Below are 20,636 nucleotides of genomic sequence, written 5' to 3' on the forward strand. Positions count from 1 at the left end.
GTCTCGCGTCCGAGCCGTCGAAGCGCATGCGCCGCAGGCGCGAGTCTCGACGGCTCGGACGCGAGACACCAGGGGGCCGCGAACACGCCGCGCCGAAGGCGCTGCCATCAGACAGAGCTCAGGCGGAAGATCCGCAAATCCTCCGGCACCCCACTCAACGGTGCGGCGAAGAAACTGCGCCTGTACGGCTTGACCGAGTACCCGAGTTCTTCGAGTGTCTCCGGCGCGAGGGACTGCAACGTCGCATGCGAAAGCATGGTGTTGCCATTGCCTCCGGCCTCCATCACCCGAGCGGCAATCGTCACATCCACACCGAGCCAGTCGCCGCCGATCTCGCGCGGCGAGCCGGTGTGCAGTCCGATCCGCATCTGCGGGCGATAACCGCGCACACTGACGTCGGCCAGATTCCGTTTCGCCTGTACCGCAGCGCGCACCGCGCGATCGGCCGAGGTGAACACGGCCATCACGCCGTCGCCCATTCGCTTGACCACCTGACCGCCGCGATCGGCGATCGGCGGTTCGATGGCTTTGGCTACCCCGCGCAACAATTCGAGGGTCGCCTCATCGCCTGCAGAGAGCGACCAACTGGAGAACGCCACCAAATCGGTGAACATCACAGTTATTTCTTCGCTACCTCGGCCGCGGCCGACGCGCTCCAACATCGCCTGCCAGACCTGCAGTGCGCCGAACCCGATTTCCCGGGCCGCGCTCGGCGTATCGCCGACCAACTTATCCGCCGCGCGCGCCACCGCGCGGGCGCCGCCGGGACCCGAAACCGAAAGCGGGTCACCGAAAGACGGGTCACCTGGCAGTTGTTCGCGCGCCTTGCGTAGCACACCGATGATGTCGGGCCGCTGGTTCGCGGCATTCATCAAGGCGGAGAACTGTCCGCGTCGAATTCCCGAGCCGGGACGACGAGCGGATCGGTCCTCGTCGGCGGGCACCAACGGTATGGTCACCTCGGACGAGCCGCCCCCGTTGTCCTCCGGCTCCATCCCCGGCTCAGCACCGCCGGAAGGTGTTTCGGTCACGCCCCGAGCGTATCTCAGCCGACCAACCGTCGGCGGGTTACTTATTATCGCCACCTGCGCCCCCTCGATCAGACTGAGCGGGCACTTCGACGGGTCCGCCAATGGATAACTCACTGGTTGCTGAACCCCGAGCGTAGCCAGGGCTGATTCTGGACGGAAGCGGTGCCGGGCATAGTTTCCGGGATGTTCACATGCCGCCCGGATTGTCCCGAATACATACACCGGCCCGGTGTGGAAGGGGATTCACACACCGGGCCGATGACACATCGTCCACCGGGCAGTGGCAGACGGTGCGCGGGGCGTCGGACCTCCCGACAAGGTCGGCACCCGTCACCCGAGCGGCGAGGGAGGGCAACTCGGGTAGTTCAATCATGCATCGCGTTGGTTGACCATAACCAGTGCACCGCCAAAGACAATTGCCACGAAAACCGCGAAGTAGAGCAGACCGCCCCACGGCCCCCAGTGCCAGTTCGCCGTCGATTCCGACGCGCTGTAGAAGTGGCTCGCATTCGCGAAGGGCAGGAACGGCTGCACATTGCGTCCGAAGCTGCCGAAGGCGCCGAGCAGCGGCTCGATCAGCAGCGGCCAGAGCACGATCAGGGAAATCGCTGCGGCCGATTGTCGGACCAGCACACCGATGCCGACCGCGAGGATCACGCCGAGGAACGTATAAATCGGAATGCCGTAGATCTCGCGCCAGGCATCACCGCCGGAGAGCGTCAGATTGTCGGCCGCACCACCACCGATTGCCTTGGCGATCGCGTAGGCGGCGAAGGCCAGCACAATCGTGAGCACCGCGCCGTACACGCCGACCAGCCCCGCCTTGGTGGCGATCACCTTGGCGCGATGCGGTGTCGCCTGGAAGGTGGTCCGGATGATGCCGAAGCGGTATTCGCTGGTCACGGTCAAGGTGGCCATGATCATCAGGACCATGACGCCGAATCCGCTGATCCCGCCGACCGCCGTGGACACGGTGAGATCGAGCGCGTTCTCCTGGCCCGATGACGAGCGGGCCACCGCCGCGAACAGCGCGGCCAGGCCGAGTGCGAGCACCACCACGATCGCCGTGCACCACCACGGCGACCTCGTCGAGGTGAGCTTGATACGTTCCGCTGCCAGCACGCCCATCAGAGCGCACCTCCCATCGCTGTGTAGGGCGCGGGGCCCTGCGGGGTTACGCGAGCCGCCGCCTCCGGGCCTGACGCTCCCACCGGGTCGAAGCCTTCGGCGTGGTACTGCACCGCGCCGCCGGTCATCCGCATGAATGCCTCCTCCAGCGAGGCCCGCTGCGGCGCCAATTCGTACAGCGTGATGTCGTTCGAACCAGCCAGTTTGCCGACCGTGTCACTGGTCACCCCGGCCACGACCAATGCGGCGCCGTCCTGGCCCGTGCCGTCCTCGCGGACGGTCATGCCATTGGAGGTGAGCAGACTGCGCAACTGCTCGAGCTGCGGACTGCGCACGCGCACCGACTGTTCCGAGGCGCGTTCGATGAATTCCTGGGTGGTCGAATCGGAAATCAGCTGACCGCGCCCGATGACGACCAAATGCTCTGCGGTCTGGGCCATTTCAGAAAGCAGATGGCTGGAGACCAGCACCGTGCGCCCCTCGGCCGCGAGCCGCTGCATGAACCGGCGGATCCAGAGGATGCCCTCGGGATCCAGGCCGTTCACCGGCTCGTCGAACAGCAGCACCGGCGGATCGCCGAGCAGTGCCCCGGCCAGGCCTAGCCGCTGCGACATGCCGAGGGAGTAGCCACCGGCATTCTTGCCCGCCACCTCGGACAGGCCGACCAGCCGCAGCACCTCGTCCACCCGAGACATAGCGATGCCATTGGAAGCGGCCATCCACTGCAGATGCGCGCGGGCCGAACGGTTCGGATGCACCCACTTGGCATCCAGCAGCGCACCGACGGCACGCAGCGGATGGTCCAGCTCGTGATACGGCTTGCCCTGGATCAACGCGGTGCCCGCGGTGGGCTTGTCCAGGCCGAGGATCATCCGCATGGTGGTGGATTTACCGGCGCCGTTCGGTCCAAGAAAGCCCGTCACCTGTCCGGGTCGAACGGTGAAGGAGAGATCTTGAACCGCGACGGTCTGCCCGAAATGCTTGGTCAGGCCCCTCAGCTCGATCATGGTGCCAGCTTTCCTCATTGCGCTGCCATGCGCGTCATTAAATGGTGCCGATTTCAATCATCCTCGAGGATGACGAACGATCCCATCGGCCCCCGGGCCGCATCAGGGAATCACCCTGAACCATCTACCCGTTAACGAGCCGGGGCTCGGAGCCGCCCGCATCGGACGTGAGCGGCGACCGTGCGCCGCAAACCCATCGTTGGGTCCGGAGCCAGCACCATGCCGTAGTCGACCGGGGGCCTTGTCTACTCGTCCTCCTCGTCATCGTGGCCATGGGGCGGCCAGCAAACCGCGCCGACAAGCACCGCCAGCGGCAACCCAACCGCCATGGCCAACCCGAACGCAACCGTACCGCTCACCACAGCTGCCCGGCAGGCGCGACCGCCGCCCAACGATGGAACGAAAGTCGTGGCAGCACGATCTCCACATCGGCCACACTCATGATCGCGTTCACCGCAAGCACATTCAGGTGTTCGAGCGACGGTGTTATCACCGCATCGACATCAGCACAGCGCACCTGGTCGACAAGCGGAAGAGGCGAAACCTCCGGCCAGATCAGCGCATACCCGAGCCGCTGCGCCAGCCGCCGCACCTGCGCCGCATCCCAGTCCTCCGCCGTACTGATATCGAGGTCGACCCATCCCAATGCGGTCGGCTCTTCTCGCATCGCATGTACCCCCTCGTTGGCGTGGTGGGCACCCGCCGCCGAGGTGCCGAAGGCATCGACCCGGCGGCGCGTGCTACCTCGAGCGTCACACTGGGGACCTATGGCACTCAATGGCACTTTGCCGAGCGACATTGCTGAAGTGCCACAACGAAGTCACGCGCCCAGAGCCCTGCGGGCAGTCGAAAGGTATTGGCGCGCTTAGTATTCCAGACAGACCAGATCGGCCAGCTCGCGCATTTCATTGGTCAGTGTGCGCCGCCGGGCGATGATTCTGCCGACCAGATCCCGAGCCATCCGCTGCTCGATCAGCCACGGCCGGGCTTCGTGAGACAAGCGGAACAGGGTTTCGAACGCCGCGTCGTAGCGACGCAACTCGATATGCGCGTGCGCGACGTCCAACAGATGCCGATTTCGGTTGTCCGACGTCGGCCGCAGACCCGCCGGTACGTTGCGGGCAAGTCGGAGCGCCAGGTCCGGGCGATCGTCCACGACCGCGTTCTCCACCCGTTTCATCGCGACCGTCGCCGGGTCGAAAGTTGTCCAATACTGGTGGTAGCCGCCCGGTTGGCGGCGGACCGCGACCGCTCCGGCCTGGGCGAGCCGCATCATGTCGTCAGCCTCGTCGGACCGGTTGTCCCGGATGGCCGCGGCAGACGCGCGCAACAGCAACCAACCCCAGGTAGAAATCTCCTGCGTGGTGGCCACCGACAGTCGCGGCTCAACCCGATCGGCCCATTGCGTTGCCAGCTTGCGAACCTTTTCGAACTGCCGCTCGACCAGCAGCAACCAGCACAGGGTCACCACAGCCGACGCCGCGTCGAGCACATTGCCGGTCGCCTCAGCTTCGGCCAGCGAGCGCTCGAGCGCCACCCGTGCCGGCTGCAGCTGGCGGGTCTGGACCAGCACCGAACCGGCAAGTTGCAGAATCCGCGACCGCATGAGTGGAGACCCGGCGTAGCCGTCCTCGATCAGCCGAGGCAATACGGCGGCGAGCCGCTCGTATTCGTTGTCGTGGTACAGCTTCACGGCTCCGGTGAGGGCTTCCTCCATTGCACGATCGGCCACTACCCCGCCGTCCTGCCCAGAGCTCGGCGACAGGATTGCCGTACGGGTCGGCAGCCAAAGATTGCCACCGCCACCCTCCGGTGCCCCTGGGTTCGGGCCGAGCAACACCGACACCGGGCACTCCAGTGCGACGGCCATCCGGCGCAGGGTCTCGATCCGGGTGTCGTCGCGCTCACCCTGCTCGATCTTGCGGACCAGCGACACCGAGATACCCGAAGCCTGTGCAAGCTGCCGCTGTGTCAGTCCGCGCCGCTTCCGAACCGATTGCAGGCGTTCACCGAGATCCGCGCCCATGATCCGAGCCTACGGGGATGTGCATGCGCCCGTACGAGTTTGCGCCGCTTGTGGCGCCGCTTCACGCACCCGACCTGCGAATACCGGCACGAGCACCGAACCACAGGCGACGGCGTCACCGCAGACTCAGCGCACCGGTGACGACGCCTCGGCCCAAAAGGGTTTTGGTGCTCCGGCCTGCCCGACGCGCCAGGTGACCGAAGGTGACCCCATTGCGCACAGCCGCCGCCACTTTTCGGGTGCCCCCCGTTTCGGCCCAACCACCCCAGTCACCAGCCACCCCAGCGCGACGGCCATGCGCACCCGCCCGTCACGCCTCCGGCTGCTGCCGCGCATTGATTCGCGCGCCACGCACGAATTCGCGCGAAATAACATGCGTGGCACGCGAATCGCTGCGCCGGACGGTGCTATCGGCCGCAGGCACGCGTCAGCGGCGGGTGGTCCCGGCTCAGCGGGCCGGTGAGGAGGCTTGGGCCCAGAAGCGTTTGGGGATGCGGCCTGCGTGGCGCGCCAGGTGACCGGCGGTGACCGCATTGCGCATCGCAGCCGCCATGAGGGCCGGCTGCTGGGCGCGGGTGACGGCGGTGGCGAGCAGGACTGCTGAGCATCCGAGTTCCATGGCCAGTGCGGCGTCGCTCGCGGTGCCGATGCCCGCATCGAGGATGATCGGGACGCCCGCGGCGGCCACGATCATCTCGATATTGTGTGGATTGCCGATGCCGAGTCCGGTGCCGATCGGGGCGCCGAGTGGCATGACGGCGGCGCAGCCGGCATCCTCCAGTCGGCGGGCCAGGATCGGGTCGTCGGTGGTGTACGGCAGCACGATGAATCCGGCGTCGACCAATTGCTCTGCGGCGGTGAGTAATTCGATCGGATCCGGCAGCAGGGTGCGCTCGTCGGCGATCACCTCGAGTTTGACCCAGTTGGTGTCGAGTGCCTCGGCGGCCAGTTGCGCGGTGAGCACGGCCTCGGCGGCGGTGCGACAACCCGCGGTATTGGGCAGCGGCGTGATCTCGAGGCGTTTGAGCAGGTCGAGCACGCCGGTGCCGCCGACGGCGTCGACCCGGCGCATGGCGACGGTGGTCAGCTCGGTGCCCGAGGCGATCAGCGCCTCCTCCAGCACGGCCAGATTCTCGGCGCCGCCGGTGCCCATGATGAGGCGAGAGCCGAACCGCTTGCCCGCGATCTCCAGTGCGTCAGGGGTGTCCAGTGCTTCAGCCACCCTGGACCGCCGTCAGCACTTCGATCTCCCAGCCGCGCCCGACCGGCTCGTCCCAGCGGGACTTCGGGAAAACCGCACCGTCCACCGCGAGCGCGACGCCCTGCGACGGCAGCCCGAGCTGGTCGAGAAGTTCACGCACCGTGAGGGATCGGTCGAATTCGTGGTCCTGCCCGTTCACCGTGACACCGATGGGGACCGAGGTCATCGAACTCCTCCTGCAGATATTGCCGGCGACGGCGAGTGCGCCGTCGAAAAACGTTGAGGGTCGGCGGCTTTCGCATCAGGGAGCGGTGCGCCGTCGAGCAGGCTCAGCACCGCGTCGACGGTGAGCGGTACCGCGAGCATGCCGTTGCGGCCGTGACCTGTGGCGGCCACGAGCCGGTCGGTGAGCCGCCCGATCAAGGGCAGGTTGTCGGGGGTGCCCGGCCTGGATCCTGCGCTGGCCTCGGCCAATTCGTATTCGCCGATACCGGGCAGTATCGCCTCGGCGTCGGCGATCAGGTCGCGGACTCCGGCGACGGTCACCGTCGTGTCGAAACCCGCCTCGTACTGTGTTGCGCCGACGACGATTCCGTCCGCGCGGGGCACCAGGTAGACCTGCCTGCCGTGTACCCGCGCGCGAATCACGCGCTGTGGCGGCGGTGTCGCGCCCGGACGATGGCGCAGGCGCAGGATTTCGCCCTTCACGGGGCGGACCTGGAGTTCGGACCACAGCCCCGACGATGCCGCGCCCGCGGCGAGCACTATTTGGTCGTGCGACAGTGCGTCCACTCTTTCGACCGTTTCAGCACGCACCTCGACTCCTGCTTTCCTGCAAGCCTTTTGGAGCGCGTCCAGGAGTCGGCGATTATCGATAGCGGGTTCGGCGGGGGCGCGCAGACCGGCGCGCACGGTGCGTGCCAACGCGGGTTCGAGCGCGCGCACACCGGCTCGGTCGAGCACTTCGAGCTCATGGCCTCGAGCACCGACCCATTCGGCCACCGCGCGCAGATCGGCGGCATCCGCGCCATCCAGCGCGACGGTCAGGGTTTCATCGGCGACGAATACCGATACACCGGTCGTCGATTCGAGTCGCGCGGCGAACTCGGGCCAGCGGGCCAGCGAGGCCGCGCCGAATTCCAGGACCAGATCCTCCCCCGGCCAGCCCTCGGACATTGGTGCGAGCATCCCTCCGGCAACCCAGGAGGCGCCGGACCCGACGGCGGGATCGAATACGGTGACCGACCAGCCCGCCTCGGCCGCCCGCCAGGCGGCGGCGAGTCCGATGGCGCCGCCACCGACGACGGCCAGAGTCCGCATCAGATCCACCTGCCCTACTACTCACGCTATTCGCATCCCCACGGTAGCGCGACTACGGTCGAGCACGTGCAACCCTCCCACCAGTTCCGGTCCCTACCGCCCAGGGAGCGTTTGGCTACCGCCCGGCTGTATCTGTGCACGGACGCACGCAGGGAGAAGGGCGACCTGGCCAAGTTCGCCGAGGCCGCGTTCGCGGGCGGTGTCGACATCATTCAGCTCAGGGATAAGGGTTCCCCCGGTGAGGCGAAGTTCGGCCCGCTCGAGGCCAAGTCCGAAATCGGCGCACTCGCCGAATTGAAGGCCGCGGCCCGCAGGCACGGCGCACTGATCGCGGTGAACGACCGCGCCGATATCGCATTCGCCGCCGGAGCCGATGTGCTGCACCTCGGACAGAACGATCTACCGCCGTGGTATGCCCGACGCATTCTCGGCCCCGATGTGGTGATCGGGCGCTCCACCACCAACCGGGCGCAAGCCGGGCTCGCCGCGATCGATGACCACATCGACTACTTCTGCACCGGACCGGTGTGGGCGACGCCGACGAAGCCGGGACGTCAGGCGGCAGGCTTGGAGCTGGTGCGCTCCACCGCCGACGCCCACCCCACCCGGCCGTGGTTCGCGATCGGCGGCATCGATGCCGAGCGACTACCCGAGGTGTTGGCGGCGGGAGCGCAGCGCGTTGTCGTGGTTCGCGCGATTACCGAGGCGCACGATCCGGAGGCAGCGGCACGGCAGCTGAAGACCGCACTTCTGCAAAACGCTCGGCTCGGCTAGATCTCACCCAGCGCTACCCGCACGCAGCGGCGCGACAACTCCAGCCAGCTCTGCAGCAAAACGCCTAGGTCGGCGGCGACTCGGCGCGCGGGAACCCGAGGTGACATTGGTCGGTCAGCACAGCCACGGCCTGCCGAGTGCGAAACCGAAGCACCGCCCCTCGCCCTGGGGCCTGCCGATCACGAACTCGAGGCGACCTGCCCAGCACGACTCGAAGTTGTATTGCCGCATTTCAGCGCTGCGGAGAGGTGGGGCTTTCGTACCCCCATCTTCAGGACAGCACCTGGACTCGGGTAAGCGCCAAGATCGAATCGGTCGGGGCGATCGTCGAATTCGCATCCGGCCGCAAGGCATCCGTCGAAACCATATCCGCATCGACTATGCGGGCGTAGGCACCAGGTCCTTCGGGATCGGAGTGCAACCAGACGAAGCCTTGATCGGCGAGGTCAACGGTGCGAGGCAGCGCGGCCGCGACGGTATTGGCGTCGTCCACGTCGATATCGTCGAGGCAGACGCGCGCCGGGGCCGCCCGCAGCGCAGGCCAGGAAACGGCGAAGCCGGGGTGCAGCGGATGGCTGTCGACCTCGTCCTCGGGAACCCAGGCCAACGCACTGCTCTCCCGGTTGCGGCTGGTCGGCAGCGTCATCACCGCATCGGCCACCACGGTCGTGTAAGTCCAGCCGCTCAATGCCGTCGCGGTGATTCGCTCTCCCCGCACCCGAACATCGGCGGGATCGATACCCGCTTCCTCCCATGCCTCGCGGACCGCGGCGTGCACGGGGGTCTCGTGGCTGTCACGAGCGCCGCCGGGCAGCGCCCAAGTGCCGCCCTGATGACTCCACGGCGCGCGGTGCTGCAACAACACCGCCGAAACGCCGCCGGCGAGCGGCGCGCGCAGTAGCAGTCCGGCCGCCCCGAAGCGGCCCCAATGCCGCAATCCGTCCGGGCCGCGTGACCAACCGTCACCGTCACCACGCATCTGGTTACCATCCTCATCTAGCCGTCGCGCGGTTGTTTCACACGCCACGGCGCCGGTAAGACCACAATAAGCTCCCAGCAGGAGCACATGTGCGCACCAACCGGGGAGGTGGAGATGGCAGCGCTCGATTCGACGACGGCCCCGCGGCCGCCGTCGGTCACGGCCGATGTCGGGCCCGAGCGGCTGGACGTGCCGCGTGAGGCCGGGCTACGTGCCCATCTGGACCCGGCCAACCTACGATCGTTCGCGCTATCGACCCCGGGTCGGCTGATCGCCATCGGTCTGCTGCTCATCGGCCTGTGTCTGGCCGCGGGCGTGATGACCGCCGCGACGGTGAGCGATCGGCAGCAGTCACTGGACATCCTGCTCGACGACACCGAGCCGGACGCGAACTCCTCCCATCACCTCTACACCTCGCTGTCCATCGCCGATGCCGCGGCGAGTACCGCGTTCATCGCGGGCGGTCTGGAACCGGAGACCGTGCGCGACCGCTACAGCCAGGCATTGGGCGAGGCATCGGCGGAATTGGTGACGCAATCAGGTCACGCGGCCGGACAGGCCACCGATGACGATCCGGACACCCGGCTGCGCACGGGCATCGCCACCGGCCTGCCGGTCTACTCTGGTCTGGTCGAAACCGCCCGTGCGAACAATCGCAACGGGTACCCGGTCGGCGCCGCGTACTTGAGCGAGGCATCGAATCAGATGCAGACCGTCTTGCTGCCGATGGCCGCACAACTGCAGAGCCACCGCTCCGATGCCGTGAGCGCGGCCCAGCGGCATCACGTGCAGCCGCCGTGGTCCGCGATCGGCATGCTGATCCTGGCGCTCGCAGCGCTGATATGGGCGCAGTTCGATCTGGCGAAGCGCTGGCACCGCGTACTCAATCCGGGACTGCTGCTCGCCTCGGCCGGGGTGCTGATCCTGTTGGCGTGGACGCTGATCGCCGGATCCGTATCGGCCGCGGAGATGATCGGTGGCCGCGATGACGGCGCGGTACCGAGTTCCCGTTTGACCGAGAGCCGCATCCTGACCCAGCAGGCGCGTTCGGCGGAGACGCTGAAGCTGGTGCGCCGCGACGCCACCGGCGACTACGACCGCACCTACGAGTCCAGCGTCACCCGGCTCGACGAACTGCTCAGCGGCTATCCGTCCGACGCACCCGCGGCCGATGAGATCACGAAAGCCCGTGCGGCACTCACCCGTTGGCGAGCGGCCCATCAGCGCATGAACGACACCCTCGCCCGCGGTGATTTCGTCGGGGCGGCGACAGTGGCGACCGGACCGGGCTCAGCGGATGCCGCGGCACAGGTGGAATCGCTGGACCGGGCACTGGGACTGGGCCTGGATGCGACGCGCGATACGTTGCGCGACAACATCTCCGGCGCGGCCCGGTCACTGAACTTCCTGGCGCCGGGCGCGATGGTGCTCGGAATACTCGCCGCGGCCTATGTCGGCCTCGGTATGTGGCCGCGACTTCGGGAGTACCGATGAACCGCGTGCGCGGACTGCTCGCCGCGCTCGCCGCAACCACCCTGCTCGCCGGGTGCGCGGCGGGCTCGGACACGATCGATACCAAGACCACCAAATACACCGAACCACCGCTGCCCGCCAACGCCGTTTCGATATCCACGGATTCACCGATTCCACCGGAACGCGACGAGCAGTGCGGCGATCCGACCGCGAGTCTGCGGCCTACCGGGGCGGGTGCGGCCGCCCACGGACCGACCATCGATGCGATTCGCGCCCGCGGTCGGCTGGTGGTCGGATTGGATACCGGCAGTAACCTTTTCAGCTTCCGGGATCCGGTCAGCGGCACGATTGTCGGGTTCGATGCCGATATCGCGAGGGAGGTCGCCCGGGATCTGCTCGGTAGTCCGGATCAGATCGAGTACCGCAGTCTCGGGTCCGCGGAGCGCGAGAGCGCGCTGCAGAATCACGTCGTCGATATCGTCGCCAAGACGATGACGATCAACTGCGAACGGCGGCAAAGGGTCACCTTCTCGACCGTCTATCTGCACGCGAATCAGCGTGTGCTCGCGGTGAAGAATTCCGGTATCCGAAGTCTGGCCGATTTGGCCGGTAAGCGGGTGTGCATCGTCTCCGGCACCACCTCGCTGGACCACATGCGCCGCGAGCAGCCGGGCGCGACCATCCTCACCGTGCCGACCTGGGCCGACTGTTTGGTCGTGCTGCAGCAGCGTCAAGTCGACGCGATCAGCACCGACGACGCGATCCTCGCGGGTCTGGCCACGCAGGACTCGTCCTACACCGAATTGGTCGGCCCCAGCATCAGCGTCGAGCCCTACGGCATCGGAATTCCCAAGGGCAACGACGATCTGGTCCGCTTCGTCAACGGCACGCTGGAGCGCATCCGCAACGACGGCACCTGGGCCCGGCTTTACCAGCAATACCTCATCGCACTGGGCCCGGTCCCACCCGCGCCCGTCCCGACCTATCAGGACTGACGGCGATGACATCACCGCACGATGCCGCCGATTCGACCGAGAACGAGCCGCAGGAATTCACCGAGGAATCCGGAGAAAGCACCAGGGCGACCGCGTTCTTCGAACAAGCCGAATCCGGCTCCGCGGCCATCGAAACGATCAGGTGGTCACCGAGCACCGGACCCGAGGCCGAAACCCCGCATACCGGGGCGGCCGAGGGTGCCAGTGCCGCTTCCGGTGAAACGGTTCGGCACCAGCCCGCCTCCGCCGAGACGATCCGTGACCACCGCGCCTCCCCCGAGACCATCCGCCGCCGACCCCCCTCCGGCGAAACCGTTCGCCGTGACCATATGGCCGCCGAATTCACCGTCGGCGCATGGAATGCCCCGGAGCCGACCTCCGCCGCAACCATGCGCACCTCGGGCCGCAGCGTGCGCACCGCGCGCTCGCGACCGACGACGCGCAAACTCGGTGCCGGACTGGTCACGATCCCGAATATCCCGCCCGCCGATCCACGCACCGCGGTGCTCGCCGAACCCGTTGTCTCCGAGGGCAGGCGCTTCTGTTGGCGCTGCGGCAACCCGGTCGGGCGCGCCACCGCGACCCGCCCCGCGATGACCGCTGGCACCTGCGAAACCTGCGGTGCGCCATACGATTTCCGCCCGTCGCTGCACGAGGGCGATCTGGTTTCGAACCAGTACGAAGTCCAGGGCTGTATCGCGCACGGCGGGCTCGGCTGGATCTACCTCGCGATCGACCGCAATGTCAGCGACCGCTGGGTGGTTTTGAAGGGCCTGCTGCACGCGGGCGATACCGAGGCCCAAGCGGTGGCCGTCGCCGAACGCCAATTCCTCGCCGAGGTAGCACATCCCAGCATCGTCAAGATCCACAACTTCGTCGAGCACACCGGCCCGGACGGCGAGTCGATCGGCTACATCGTCATGGAGTACGTCGGCGGTCGCTCACTGCGCGATATCCTCGACACCTACCCGCGGCCGCAGCGGATGCCGGTCCCCGAGGCGATCGCATATCTGCTGGAGATCCTGCCCGCGCTGGAATATCTGCATTCGATCGGGTTGGCCTACAACGACCTCAAACCCGACAACATCATGGTCACCGAGGACCAGGTCGAACTCATCGACCTCGGTGCCGTCACCACCCTCGATGCCTACGGAAACCTTTACGGCACCAGAGGTTTTCAGGCGCCCGAGATCGCCAGGACCGGACCGACGGTGGCGTCGGACATCTACACGGTCGGGCGGACGCTGGCCGTGCTGACGCTCAGTATGCCGATGGAACAGGGACGGTATCTCGACGGCATTCCCGACCCCGGCGACCATCCGGTGCTCGAACGCTACGAGTTCTTCCACCGCCTGCTGCTGTGTGCGACCGATCCCGATCCCGAGCGCCGCTTCCCCTCCGCGCGCGTCATGTCCGCGCAGCTGGCCGGGGTACTGCGCGAGATCCTCGCCATGAACACCGGTGCCGAACATCCACAGCTGTCCACAGTTTTCAGTCCACAGCGCGCCAGCTTCGGCACCGAGGAGTTGATCAGCCAAACCGATGCCTATGCCGACGGCATCGCCAGAAGCAACCTGCTGCGCGCCGACGAAGTGGCTGCGGCACTTCCGGTTCCGCTCATCGATCCGACGGACGCATCGGTGCCGGTGCTCGCAGCCGTGGCACATCCGGAACCGAACGACGCGCTTGCGGCATTGCAGGAGGCACATGAGCGTGCCGTAGCCGATCCCGAAAAGCCCCAGGAGACATTGGATCTGGAGCTGACGCTGGCCGAGGCCAAGCTTCGACTCGAACTCGGTGAATCGGCGGCGGTGCTGCATATGCTGTCGCGGCTGCCCAGCGATCACGATTGGCGCATCGACTGGTACCTGGGCCACGCTCAGCTGCTGGAGCTGGATTACGAGCAGGCCTATAACAGCTTCGATGCGGTGCTGCGGGTGCTGCCCGGCGAGATCGCCCCCAAGCTCGCGCTCGGCGCGACCGCGGAACTCGTTCTGCAGCATTGGGATTCGGTTGACCACGAACAATGGCGAGCCTATGCCGAGAAGTTCTATGCCACCGTCTGGCGCACCGACCGTGCCGTGGTGAGCGCCGCCTTCGGCCTGGCCAGGCAGTCGTCCGCGGCGGGTCAGGTCGAGGAGGCCGTGCGCGCGCTCGACGAGGTGCCCGCCGCCTCCCGGCACTACACAACAGCCCGGATGACCGCGGTGTGGCTGTTGCTCACCGCCGCCCCGATCGCCGAACTCCCCGAATCCACCCTGCACCTTTCAGCTTCGCGCGTGGCCGGCCTGCCCAGCGGGGAGAGCCGCGCGATCCAGATGCGCGTGCTCGTCCTCGGTGCCGCGCTGACCTGGCTGCAATCGGGCAATACGCCCGCGAGCGACGACGCCACCCTCTTCGGCGCGCCGTTCACCGAGCGCGAGCTGCGCGCGGGCACCGAGGCCGGGCTGCGTGCGTTGGCCCGCAGCGCCCCGGGCCGCAACCACCGCTACGCCCTGGTAGACCTGGCGAACTCCATTCGAGCCAAGACCTGGATCTAGGCGGGGAACAAAGCAAACCCGGCCGGGAGGGAACTCCGGCCGGGCTCGGATCCAGATTCGCGGAGCAGTCGGCACACCGATCATCCCCGGGTTCCGCGCGATTCCGGCCCGCCCCGGGGGCAGCCGGGGCGGGCGCATCGGGAGTGGCGAGGGCATCGCGGTCCCGATAGCGGCGGAGGTTCCGCCCCGGTTTCGGCGTCCGGCGCGAATCTGATCCGACACCAATACTGCCGCAGCGACTGTGAGGATTCCGTGAGGTTTTCTAGGCCCGCTCAATCAGCCCGCTGAGCTGCGACAACTTGTAGTGCGGCCCGCGCGATCGCCAGTTCCTCATTGGTCGGCACGACCAGCACGGCGACCTCTGCGCCCGGCGCGGAGATATGCCGGGCGGCGCGATCCTTGGCGAAATTGCGGTCCGGATCGACTGCGATGCCGAAACGGGACAGTCCGGCGAGTGCGTCGGCGCGGACCTGCGGGCTGTTCTCGCCGACGCCCGCGGTGAAGGTGATGGCATCGACGCCACCGAGCTCGATCAGGTAGGCGCCGAGATAGCGGCGCAGGCGGTGGATGTACACGTCATAGGCCAGGCGGGCCGCGACGTCACCCACCTCGATCAGCCGCTGCAGCTCACGGAAGTCGTTGACGCCGGACAGGCCCTTGAGTCCGGCATTACGGTTCAGCATTTCATCGATCTGGTCGACATCCAGGTGGGCCGCACGGACCAGATGCGCGATGATCCCCGGATCGAGATCGCCGCCCCTGGTGCCCATCACCAGCCCCTCCAGCGGGGTGAAGCCCATGGTGGTGTCGATCGGGTGTCCGCCGCGGATGGCAGATGCCGATGCGCCGTTGCCGAGGTGGAAGATGACCTGGTTCAGGTCGGCGGGATCTCGATCGAGCAGCGCGGCGACGCGACCGGAAACGTACTCGTGCGACGTGCCGTGGAAGCCGTACTTCCGGATGCCCTGCGCGGCAGCGAGTTTCGCGTCGATGGCGTAGGTCTTGGCGGCTTCGGGCAGGCCATGGAAGAACGCGGTATCGAAGACCGCCACCTGCGCTACCCCGGGCAGCAGTTCGCGCGCACTCTCGATGCCCGCGACATTCGCCGGATTGTGCAGCGGCGCAAGCGAAGACAGGTCGGATATGGTCGCGACCACGGCATCATCGATGAGCGTCGGCCGATAGAACACCTCGCCGCCGTGCACAACGCGGTGCCCGACCGCGCGCACATCGGCGGTGGCCAGATCGTGGCCGGATTCGGCGAACACATCGAAGACCAGCCGCAGCCCCGCCGTGTGATCGGCGATCGGCTGGCGATGTTCGATGGTTCGGCCATCGACCTGATGCTCGATCCCGGCCTGCTCCTCACCGATCCGATCGACCATGCCGGAGGCGGCGACCACACCCGACTCCGGGTCCAGCAGTTGGTATTTGATCGACGACGAGCCGGAATTGATCACCAACACCAGATCATCGCGCCCACCAGTCGCCTGACCACCGCCGCTTGTCGAATCGCTCCGCGATGCCGCGTTCATCACACCTCCTGCGTTTCGTGCGTTCCCCGCACTCGTTCAGCAATCACAGTCGCCGCCAGTGTGGGAAGCCATGGTCTCCGCATCGAACGACCGCGTCGAGAGTCGGTTCGCATCAACCCTCCTGCGCCTGGATCGCCGTGATCGCAACGGTATTCACGATGTCGGCGACGAGCGCACCGCGAGACAGATCATTGACCGGTTTGCGCAGCCCCTGCAGCACCGGGCCGATCGCGACCGCACCGGCACTGCGCTGAACCGCCTTATAGGTGTTGTTACCGGTGTTGAGATCGGGAAACACGAAGACCGTTGCGCGCCCGGCCACTTCGGAATCCGGGAGTTTGGTGGTGGCCACGGTGGGTTCGATCGCCGCGTCGTACTGGATCGGGCCCTCCACCAGCAGCTCCGGTGCGCGCTCGCGGACCAGTTTGGTCGCGACGCGCACCTTGTCCACATCGACGCCACTGCCGGATTCACCGGTCGAGTACGACAGCATCGCGACGCGCGGATCGATGCCGAAGCGGGCCGCGGTGTGCGCGGAGGAGATCGCGATATCGGCCAATTGCTCCGAGGTCGGATCCGGGACGACGGCGCAGTCGCCGTAGGCGAGCACCCGATCGGCCAGACACATGAGGAACACACTGGAGACGGTTGAAACCCCCGGCACGGTCTTGATGATCTCGAAGGACGGCCGGATGGTGTGGGCTGTGGTGTGCGCGGCACCGGAGACCATGCCGTCGGCAATGCCCTTGTGCACCATCATGGTGCCGAAATACGAGATATCGGCCATGGTTTCGCGGGCACGCTCCAGCGTCATGCCCTTGTGCTTGCGCAATTCGGTGTACTGCGCGGCGAATTCGTCGAGGTAACCGGAGGTGCGCGGGTCGAGTACCCGCGCTGCCGAGATATCGACACCGAGTTCTGCGGCGCGGGCACGCACCGCCGCCTCGTCACCGAGAATGACCAGATCGGCGATCTTGCGCTGCAGTACCCGACCGGCGGCGCGCAGAATCCGGTCGTCGTCGCCCTCGGGCAGCACAATGGTCTTGCGGTCGGCTCTGGCGCGCTCGATCAGCTGGTATTCGAACATCTGCGGCGTCACTACCGACGTATCCGGAATCTCGATGCGCTGCAACAACTCCGACGCGTCGACATGCTGTTCCATCAGGGCCAGCGCGGTATCGACCTTGCGCGGACTGCCCGCCGACATGCGGCCGCGGGTGCGGAAGGCCGCGCTCGCGGTGTCGTAGGTGCCGAGCTCGGTGGTGAGGATCGGCAGCTTGGGTTTGAGCCCGTTCATCAGCCTCGCGATGGCCGGATGCGGCAGCATGCCACCATTCATGATGATGCCCGACAGCGACGGAAAACCTTCCGCCTCATGCGCATTCACGACACTGAGCAGTACGTCGGAGCGATCGCCGGGCGCGATGACGACGACACCGTCGACCAACCGCTCCAGAATATGTTCGGCCGTCATGCCACCGACCATGATCTTCAGTGCCTCGCGGTGCAGCAATTCGACATCACCGCTGTACATTTCGCCGTCGATCGCGGTACACAGCTCGGCCATGGTGGGCGAAATCAACAGTGGCACTTCAGGTAACGTCCAGGACGGCACACCGAAGGCCGTCAGAGCGGCACCTACTTCGTCCAATTGCCCTGGATCGCAACGGTTGGCGATGATGGACATCAGGTGCGCGTGTTCGAGGGACAGCTCGTGCGCGCATAACTCGGCCAGCTGCTCGACCTCGCCCGGAGTACGGCCCGCACCGCGCACCACCAGCAGTACGGGTGCGCCGAGGTTCACCGCGATGCGGGCGTTGAAACGCAACTCGCTCGGGCTGGCCACATCGGTGTAGTCGCTGCCGACGATCACCACCGCATCACACAGCTTCGCGACTTCGTGGAACCGCATGACGATCTCGCTGATCGCGGCATCCGGATCCGCGTGTACCTGCTCGTAGGTAACGCCGATGGCCTGCGCGTAATCGATATCGGCGGTGCTGTGCTCGAGCAGCAACTCCAGGATGTAATCCGGCTCGGTGGTCGAGCGGGTGATCGGCCGGAATACGCCGACCCGGGCGGTGGTCGCGCACAGCATCTGGAGCATGCCGAGGGCCACCGTCGATTTTCCGGTGTCACCCTCCGGAGATGCGATGTACACAGCGGATGGAGCGGAGTCGGCCATGTCCGAGAGCTTAGTGAATCCGCCGCTACCTCGACCGTTCGGCGAGACGGCGATCACGAATTCCTATTCGCACCGACTGTCGGGCTGCGCGCGCAAGGTTTGGTGAAGCACCGATCCGGATATAGTCCGGGGATGGCTGAGCAGTTTCCGAAACGGCAGTGGGGTTCGAACACCAATTTTCTTGCCCGCCTGGCGACCAAGCTCGCCTCCACCAAACCCGGGTCGTGGCTGATTCGGAAGGTCACCCCGCTGGATCGGGCCATCCTCCAGCGCACGAATGCCAAGTACACGCTCCTCGGCCCGATCGGCGCCCCGGTCATGCTGCTGACCACCACCGGCCGCAAATCCGGCGAGCCGCGCACTCAACCGCTGCTCTGCCTGCACGACGGCGACACCATCTACGTGATCGGCAGCAACTTCGGCCAGCATAAGCATCCAGCCTGGACCGAGAACCTGCTGGCGAACCCGAATGCCACCGTCGCCATCGCAGGCCAACGCATCCCCGTGCGCGCCACCCTGGTCGAATCCGACAAGGACGCCCTCTTCGCCCGCTTCGCCGAAATCACCAGCGCCTACAACGTCTACCGCACCCGCACCACCCGAGACCTCCGCATCTTCGCCCTCACCCGCGCCTGACCCGAGTCGAATAATCGCCGCACCACCGCGCCTCGGCAGCGCCGAAGGTAGTCAGATGGTCGGTGCGGGACCCGGCCGAATATCGGCGGACGGAGCCCAACGACATTCAGCCGGTACCGCCGCGATCGGAACAGCCGCGCCTCAGCCGAGGGCGCGGAGGCGGGGGGCCAGGTCGCGCTGGAAGAGGTCGAGGAAGCGGGACTGGTCGTGGCCGGGGGCGTGGAAGACCAGATGGTTGAGACCGGCGTCGAGGTAGGGCTTGATCTGTTCGACGGCCTCGTCGGGATCACTGGCGACGATCCAGCGCTTGGCGATCTGTTCGATCGGGAGGGCGTCGGCTGCGGCCTCCATTTCGATTGGGTCGGTAATGGAGTGCTTCTGCTCGGCGGTCAGCGACAGCGGTGCCCAGAAGCGCGTGTTCTCCAGTGCCAGTTCGGGATCGGTGTCGTAGGAGATCTTGATTTCGATCATCCGATCGATCTGCTCGACGGTGCGCCCCGCCTTGGCGGCGCCCTCCGCGACGGCGGGCATCAGCTTCTCGGTGTAGAGGTCCATGCCCTTGCCGGAGGTGCAGATGAAACCGTCACCGGCACGGCCCGCGTAGCGCGCGACCAGCGGTCCGCCCGCGGCGATGTAGATCGGAATGCCGCCCTTGGGCACGTCGTAGATCGAGGCGCCGACGGTCTTGTAGTACTCGCCGTCGAAGTCGGTGCGCTCACCGGTCCACAGTGCGCGCATGAGGTCGACGGATTCGCGCAGCCGGGCGAAACGCTCCTTGAATTCCGGCCATTCGCCGGTGTAGCCGGTGGCTATCTCATTGAGCGCCTCACCACTGCCGACACCGAGCATGATGCGGTCAGGGTAGAGACACCCCATGGTCGCGAAGGCCTGTGCGATCACGGCGGGGTTGTAGCGGAAGGTCGGGGTGAGCACCGAGGTACCGAGTTGGATGCGCTTGGTGCGCTCGCCGACCGCGGCCATCCAGGCCAGCGAGAACGGTGCGTGCCCGCCCTTGTGTCGCCACGGCTGGAAATGGTCGCTCACGGTCGCGCTGTCGAGGCCGTGTTCCTCGGCCGCCACCGCGATTTCCACCAATTCCCGCGGTCCGAACTGTTCTGCCGACGCCTTGTATCCGAGCTTGAGATCACCCATATGCGCCACTCCTGTCGCTTCGCTCAACGGTCCGTGCGGGAGTTTCCGCACACCGTCGGCCGCCTGAATCCCGCGACCGCATCCCGGTACAACCGCAAGGGCGACACGGGAGTTCCCGAGCCGCGATCGGCCTACCTGAGCGCTGCGCGATCGGTTCTCACACGGCCTCCCCTCGACCATAGTCAGCCCGAGCCAGCGCGATGTGCAGGGTCGCGCTACGCGAGCGCATTAGGTGATTCGCCCACACATAACCAGGGGGCATGGCGCATACCTCGCAGTGCCTGTTGCCGAATTGTGGCGGATTTTGGCCGTGACATAAGTCAAGCCGCTATTTCGACGGCCGCCACGCAATCATGCTCAGCCGGAAGTGATTGATCCCCCGAGGGTGACGATGATGTGATGGAATAACCGCTCGGCGGAGCAGTCGGCACACCCCCCAACTTCTGCGGGATGCCACCACTTGTACAGCTTCGCTCTAGAAAGTGCGCCGCGCGGTGTCTCGCGCACAGCTCTGACGTCTGCGGGATGTCCACCGCTTGTACAGCCTCGCCCTCGAAGGTGCGCGGCGCGGTGTGGGGATGGTCGCACCTGACCTGGTATCCCAGCGGTGAGCGGGCGGGTAGCCGACAATTGACCCGTGAGTACACCAGATGA

17 protein-coding genes are annotated in these 20,636 nt (G+C 66.6%); 5 read left to right on the forward strand and 12 right to left on the reverse strand.

Annotated features, from left to right (window positions below; all coding sequences use genetic code 11):
• Positions 1–107 precede the first annotated feature (107 nt).
• The 8 genes from ACIBI6_RS22750 to thiO all read right to left on the reverse strand — a co-directional run bounded on the left by ACIBI6_RS22750 (position 108) and on the right by thiO (position 7,713).
• Complete coding sequence (locus ACIBI6_RS22750) at positions 108–872, reverse strand: adenylate/guanylate cyclase domain-containing protein (RefSeq protein ID WP_364359415.1); 765 nt, start codon at positions 870–872, stop codon at positions 108–110.
• A gap of 528 nt (positions 873–1,400) precedes the next feature.
• Entirely contained in the window at positions 1,401–2,159 is a 759-nt protein-coding gene (locus ACIBI6_RS22755) for an ABC transporter permease (RefSeq protein WP_364359350.1), read from the reverse strand.
• Positions 2,159–3,166, reverse strand: a complete 1,008-nt coding sequence (locus ACIBI6_RS22760) for an ATP-binding cassette domain-containing protein (protein ID WP_364359353.1) — start codon at positions 3,164–3,166, stop codon at positions 2,159–2,161. The genes ACIBI6_RS22755 and ACIBI6_RS22760 overlap by 1 nt, the downstream gene beginning before the upstream one ends.
• A 355-nt stretch (positions 3,167–3,521) precedes the next feature.
• Positions 3,522–3,833 (reverse strand): hypothetical protein, encoded by a 312-nt coding sequence (locus ACIBI6_RS22765; protein ID WP_396957629.1) that lies wholly within the window; start codon positions 3,831–3,833, stop codon positions 3,522–3,524.
• 198 nt (positions 3,834–4,031) lie between these two features.
• Positions 4,032–5,192: a helix-turn-helix transcriptional regulator gene (locus tag ACIBI6_RS22770; protein ID WP_364359359.1), complete on the reverse strand. Its 1,161-nt coding sequence runs from the start codon at positions 5,190–5,192 to the stop codon at positions 4,032–4,034.
• Between the two features lie 448 nt (positions 5,193–5,640).
• Complete coding sequence (locus ACIBI6_RS22775) at positions 5,641–6,402, reverse strand: thiazole synthase (protein ID WP_364359418.1); 762 nt, start codon at positions 6,400–6,402, stop codon at positions 5,641–5,643.
• 4 nt (positions 6,403–6,406) lie between these two features.
• Positions 6,407–6,619, reverse strand: coding sequence for a sulfur carrier protein ThiS (gene thiS, locus ACIBI6_RS22780; RefSeq protein WP_364359362.1), 213 nt, complete (start codon positions 6,617–6,619; stop codon positions 6,407–6,409).
• Positions 6,616–7,713, reverse strand: coding sequence for a glycine oxidase ThiO (gene thiO / locus ACIBI6_RS22785; RefSeq protein ID WP_396957631.1), 1,098 nt, complete (start codon positions 7,711–7,713; stop codon positions 6,616–6,618). Before thiO ends, thiS begins: the two co-directional genes overlap by 4 nt.
• A gap of 66 nt (positions 7,714–7,779) precedes the next feature.
• Between thiO and thiE the strand changes: the two genes are divergently transcribed.
• Entirely contained in the window at positions 7,780–8,487 is a 708-nt protein-coding gene (thiE, locus tag ACIBI6_RS22790; RefSeq protein ID WP_364359368.1) for a thiamine phosphate synthase, read from the forward strand.
• A 271-nt stretch (positions 8,488–8,758) separates the two neighbouring features.
• Here thiE and ACIBI6_RS22795 read toward each other — a convergent pair whose 3' ends face one another.
• A complete protein-coding gene (locus tag ACIBI6_RS22795) occupies positions 8,759–9,466 on the reverse strand; it encodes an NUDIX hydrolase (protein WP_396957633.1) in 708 nt (235 codons plus the stop codon).
• A gap of 114 nt (positions 9,467–9,580) precedes the next feature.
• Here ACIBI6_RS22795 and ACIBI6_RS22800 point away from each other — a divergent pair, with 114 nt between their 5' ends.
• The 3 genes from ACIBI6_RS22800 to ACIBI6_RS22810 are packed head-to-tail and all read left to right on the forward strand — an operon-like array spanning position 9,581 to position 14,474.
• Positions 9,581–10,960, forward strand: a complete 1,380-nt coding sequence (locus ACIBI6_RS22800; RefSeq protein WP_364359373.1) for a hypothetical protein — start codon at positions 9,581–9,583, stop codon at positions 10,958–10,960.
• Positions 10,957–11,934 (forward strand): glutamate ABC transporter substrate-binding protein, encoded by a 978-nt coding sequence (locus ACIBI6_RS22805; protein WP_364359376.1) that lies wholly within the window; start codon positions 10,957–10,959, stop codon positions 11,932–11,934. The genes ACIBI6_RS22800 and ACIBI6_RS22805 overlap by 4 nt, the downstream gene beginning before the upstream one ends.
• A 5-nt stretch (positions 11,935–11,939) precedes the next feature.
• Positions 11,940–14,474 carry a serine/threonine-protein kinase PknG gene (locus ACIBI6_RS22810; protein ID WP_364359379.1) on the forward strand — a complete coding sequence of 845 codons (2,535 nt, stop codon included), beginning with the start codon at positions 11,940–11,942 and terminating at the stop codon, positions 14,472–14,474.
• Between the two features lie 272 nt (positions 14,475–14,746).
• Here the strand turns inward: ACIBI6_RS22810 and ACIBI6_RS22815 are convergent, their stop codons facing one another.
• A complete protein-coding gene (locus tag ACIBI6_RS22815; protein WP_396957636.1) occupies positions 14,747–16,009 on the reverse strand; it encodes an acetate kinase in 1,263 nt (420 codons plus the stop codon).
• A 112-nt stretch (positions 16,010–16,121) separates the two neighbouring features.
• Positions 16,122–18,194, reverse strand: coding sequence for a phosphate acetyltransferase (gene pta, locus ACIBI6_RS22820; protein WP_364359385.1), 2,073 nt, complete (start codon positions 18,192–18,194; stop codon positions 16,122–16,124).
• Positions 18,195–18,326: 132 nt separating this feature from the next.
• Between pta and ACIBI6_RS22825 the strand changes: the two genes are divergently transcribed.
• Positions 18,327–18,830 carry a nitroreductase family deazaflavin-dependent oxidoreductase gene (locus ACIBI6_RS22825; RefSeq protein WP_364359388.1) on the forward strand — a complete coding sequence of 168 codons (504 nt, stop codon included), beginning with the start codon at positions 18,327–18,329 and terminating at the stop codon, positions 18,828–18,830.
• A 141-nt stretch (positions 18,831–18,971) separates the two neighbouring features.
• Here ACIBI6_RS22825 and fgd read toward each other — a convergent pair whose 3' ends face one another.
• Positions 18,972–19,982 (reverse strand): glucose-6-phosphate dehydrogenase (coenzyme-F420), encoded by a 1,011-nt coding sequence (gene fgd, locus ACIBI6_RS22830; protein ID WP_364359391.1) that lies wholly within the window; start codon positions 19,980–19,982, stop codon positions 18,972–18,974.
• Between the last annotated feature and the right edge of the window lie 654 nt (positions 19,983–20,636).

The sequence above is a fragment of the Nocardia sp. NPDC050412 genome (assembly GCF_044458825.1).
In the GTDB taxonomy this organism is placed as follows: domain Bacteria; phylum Actinomycetota; class Actinomycetes; order Mycobacteriales; family Mycobacteriaceae; genus Nocardia.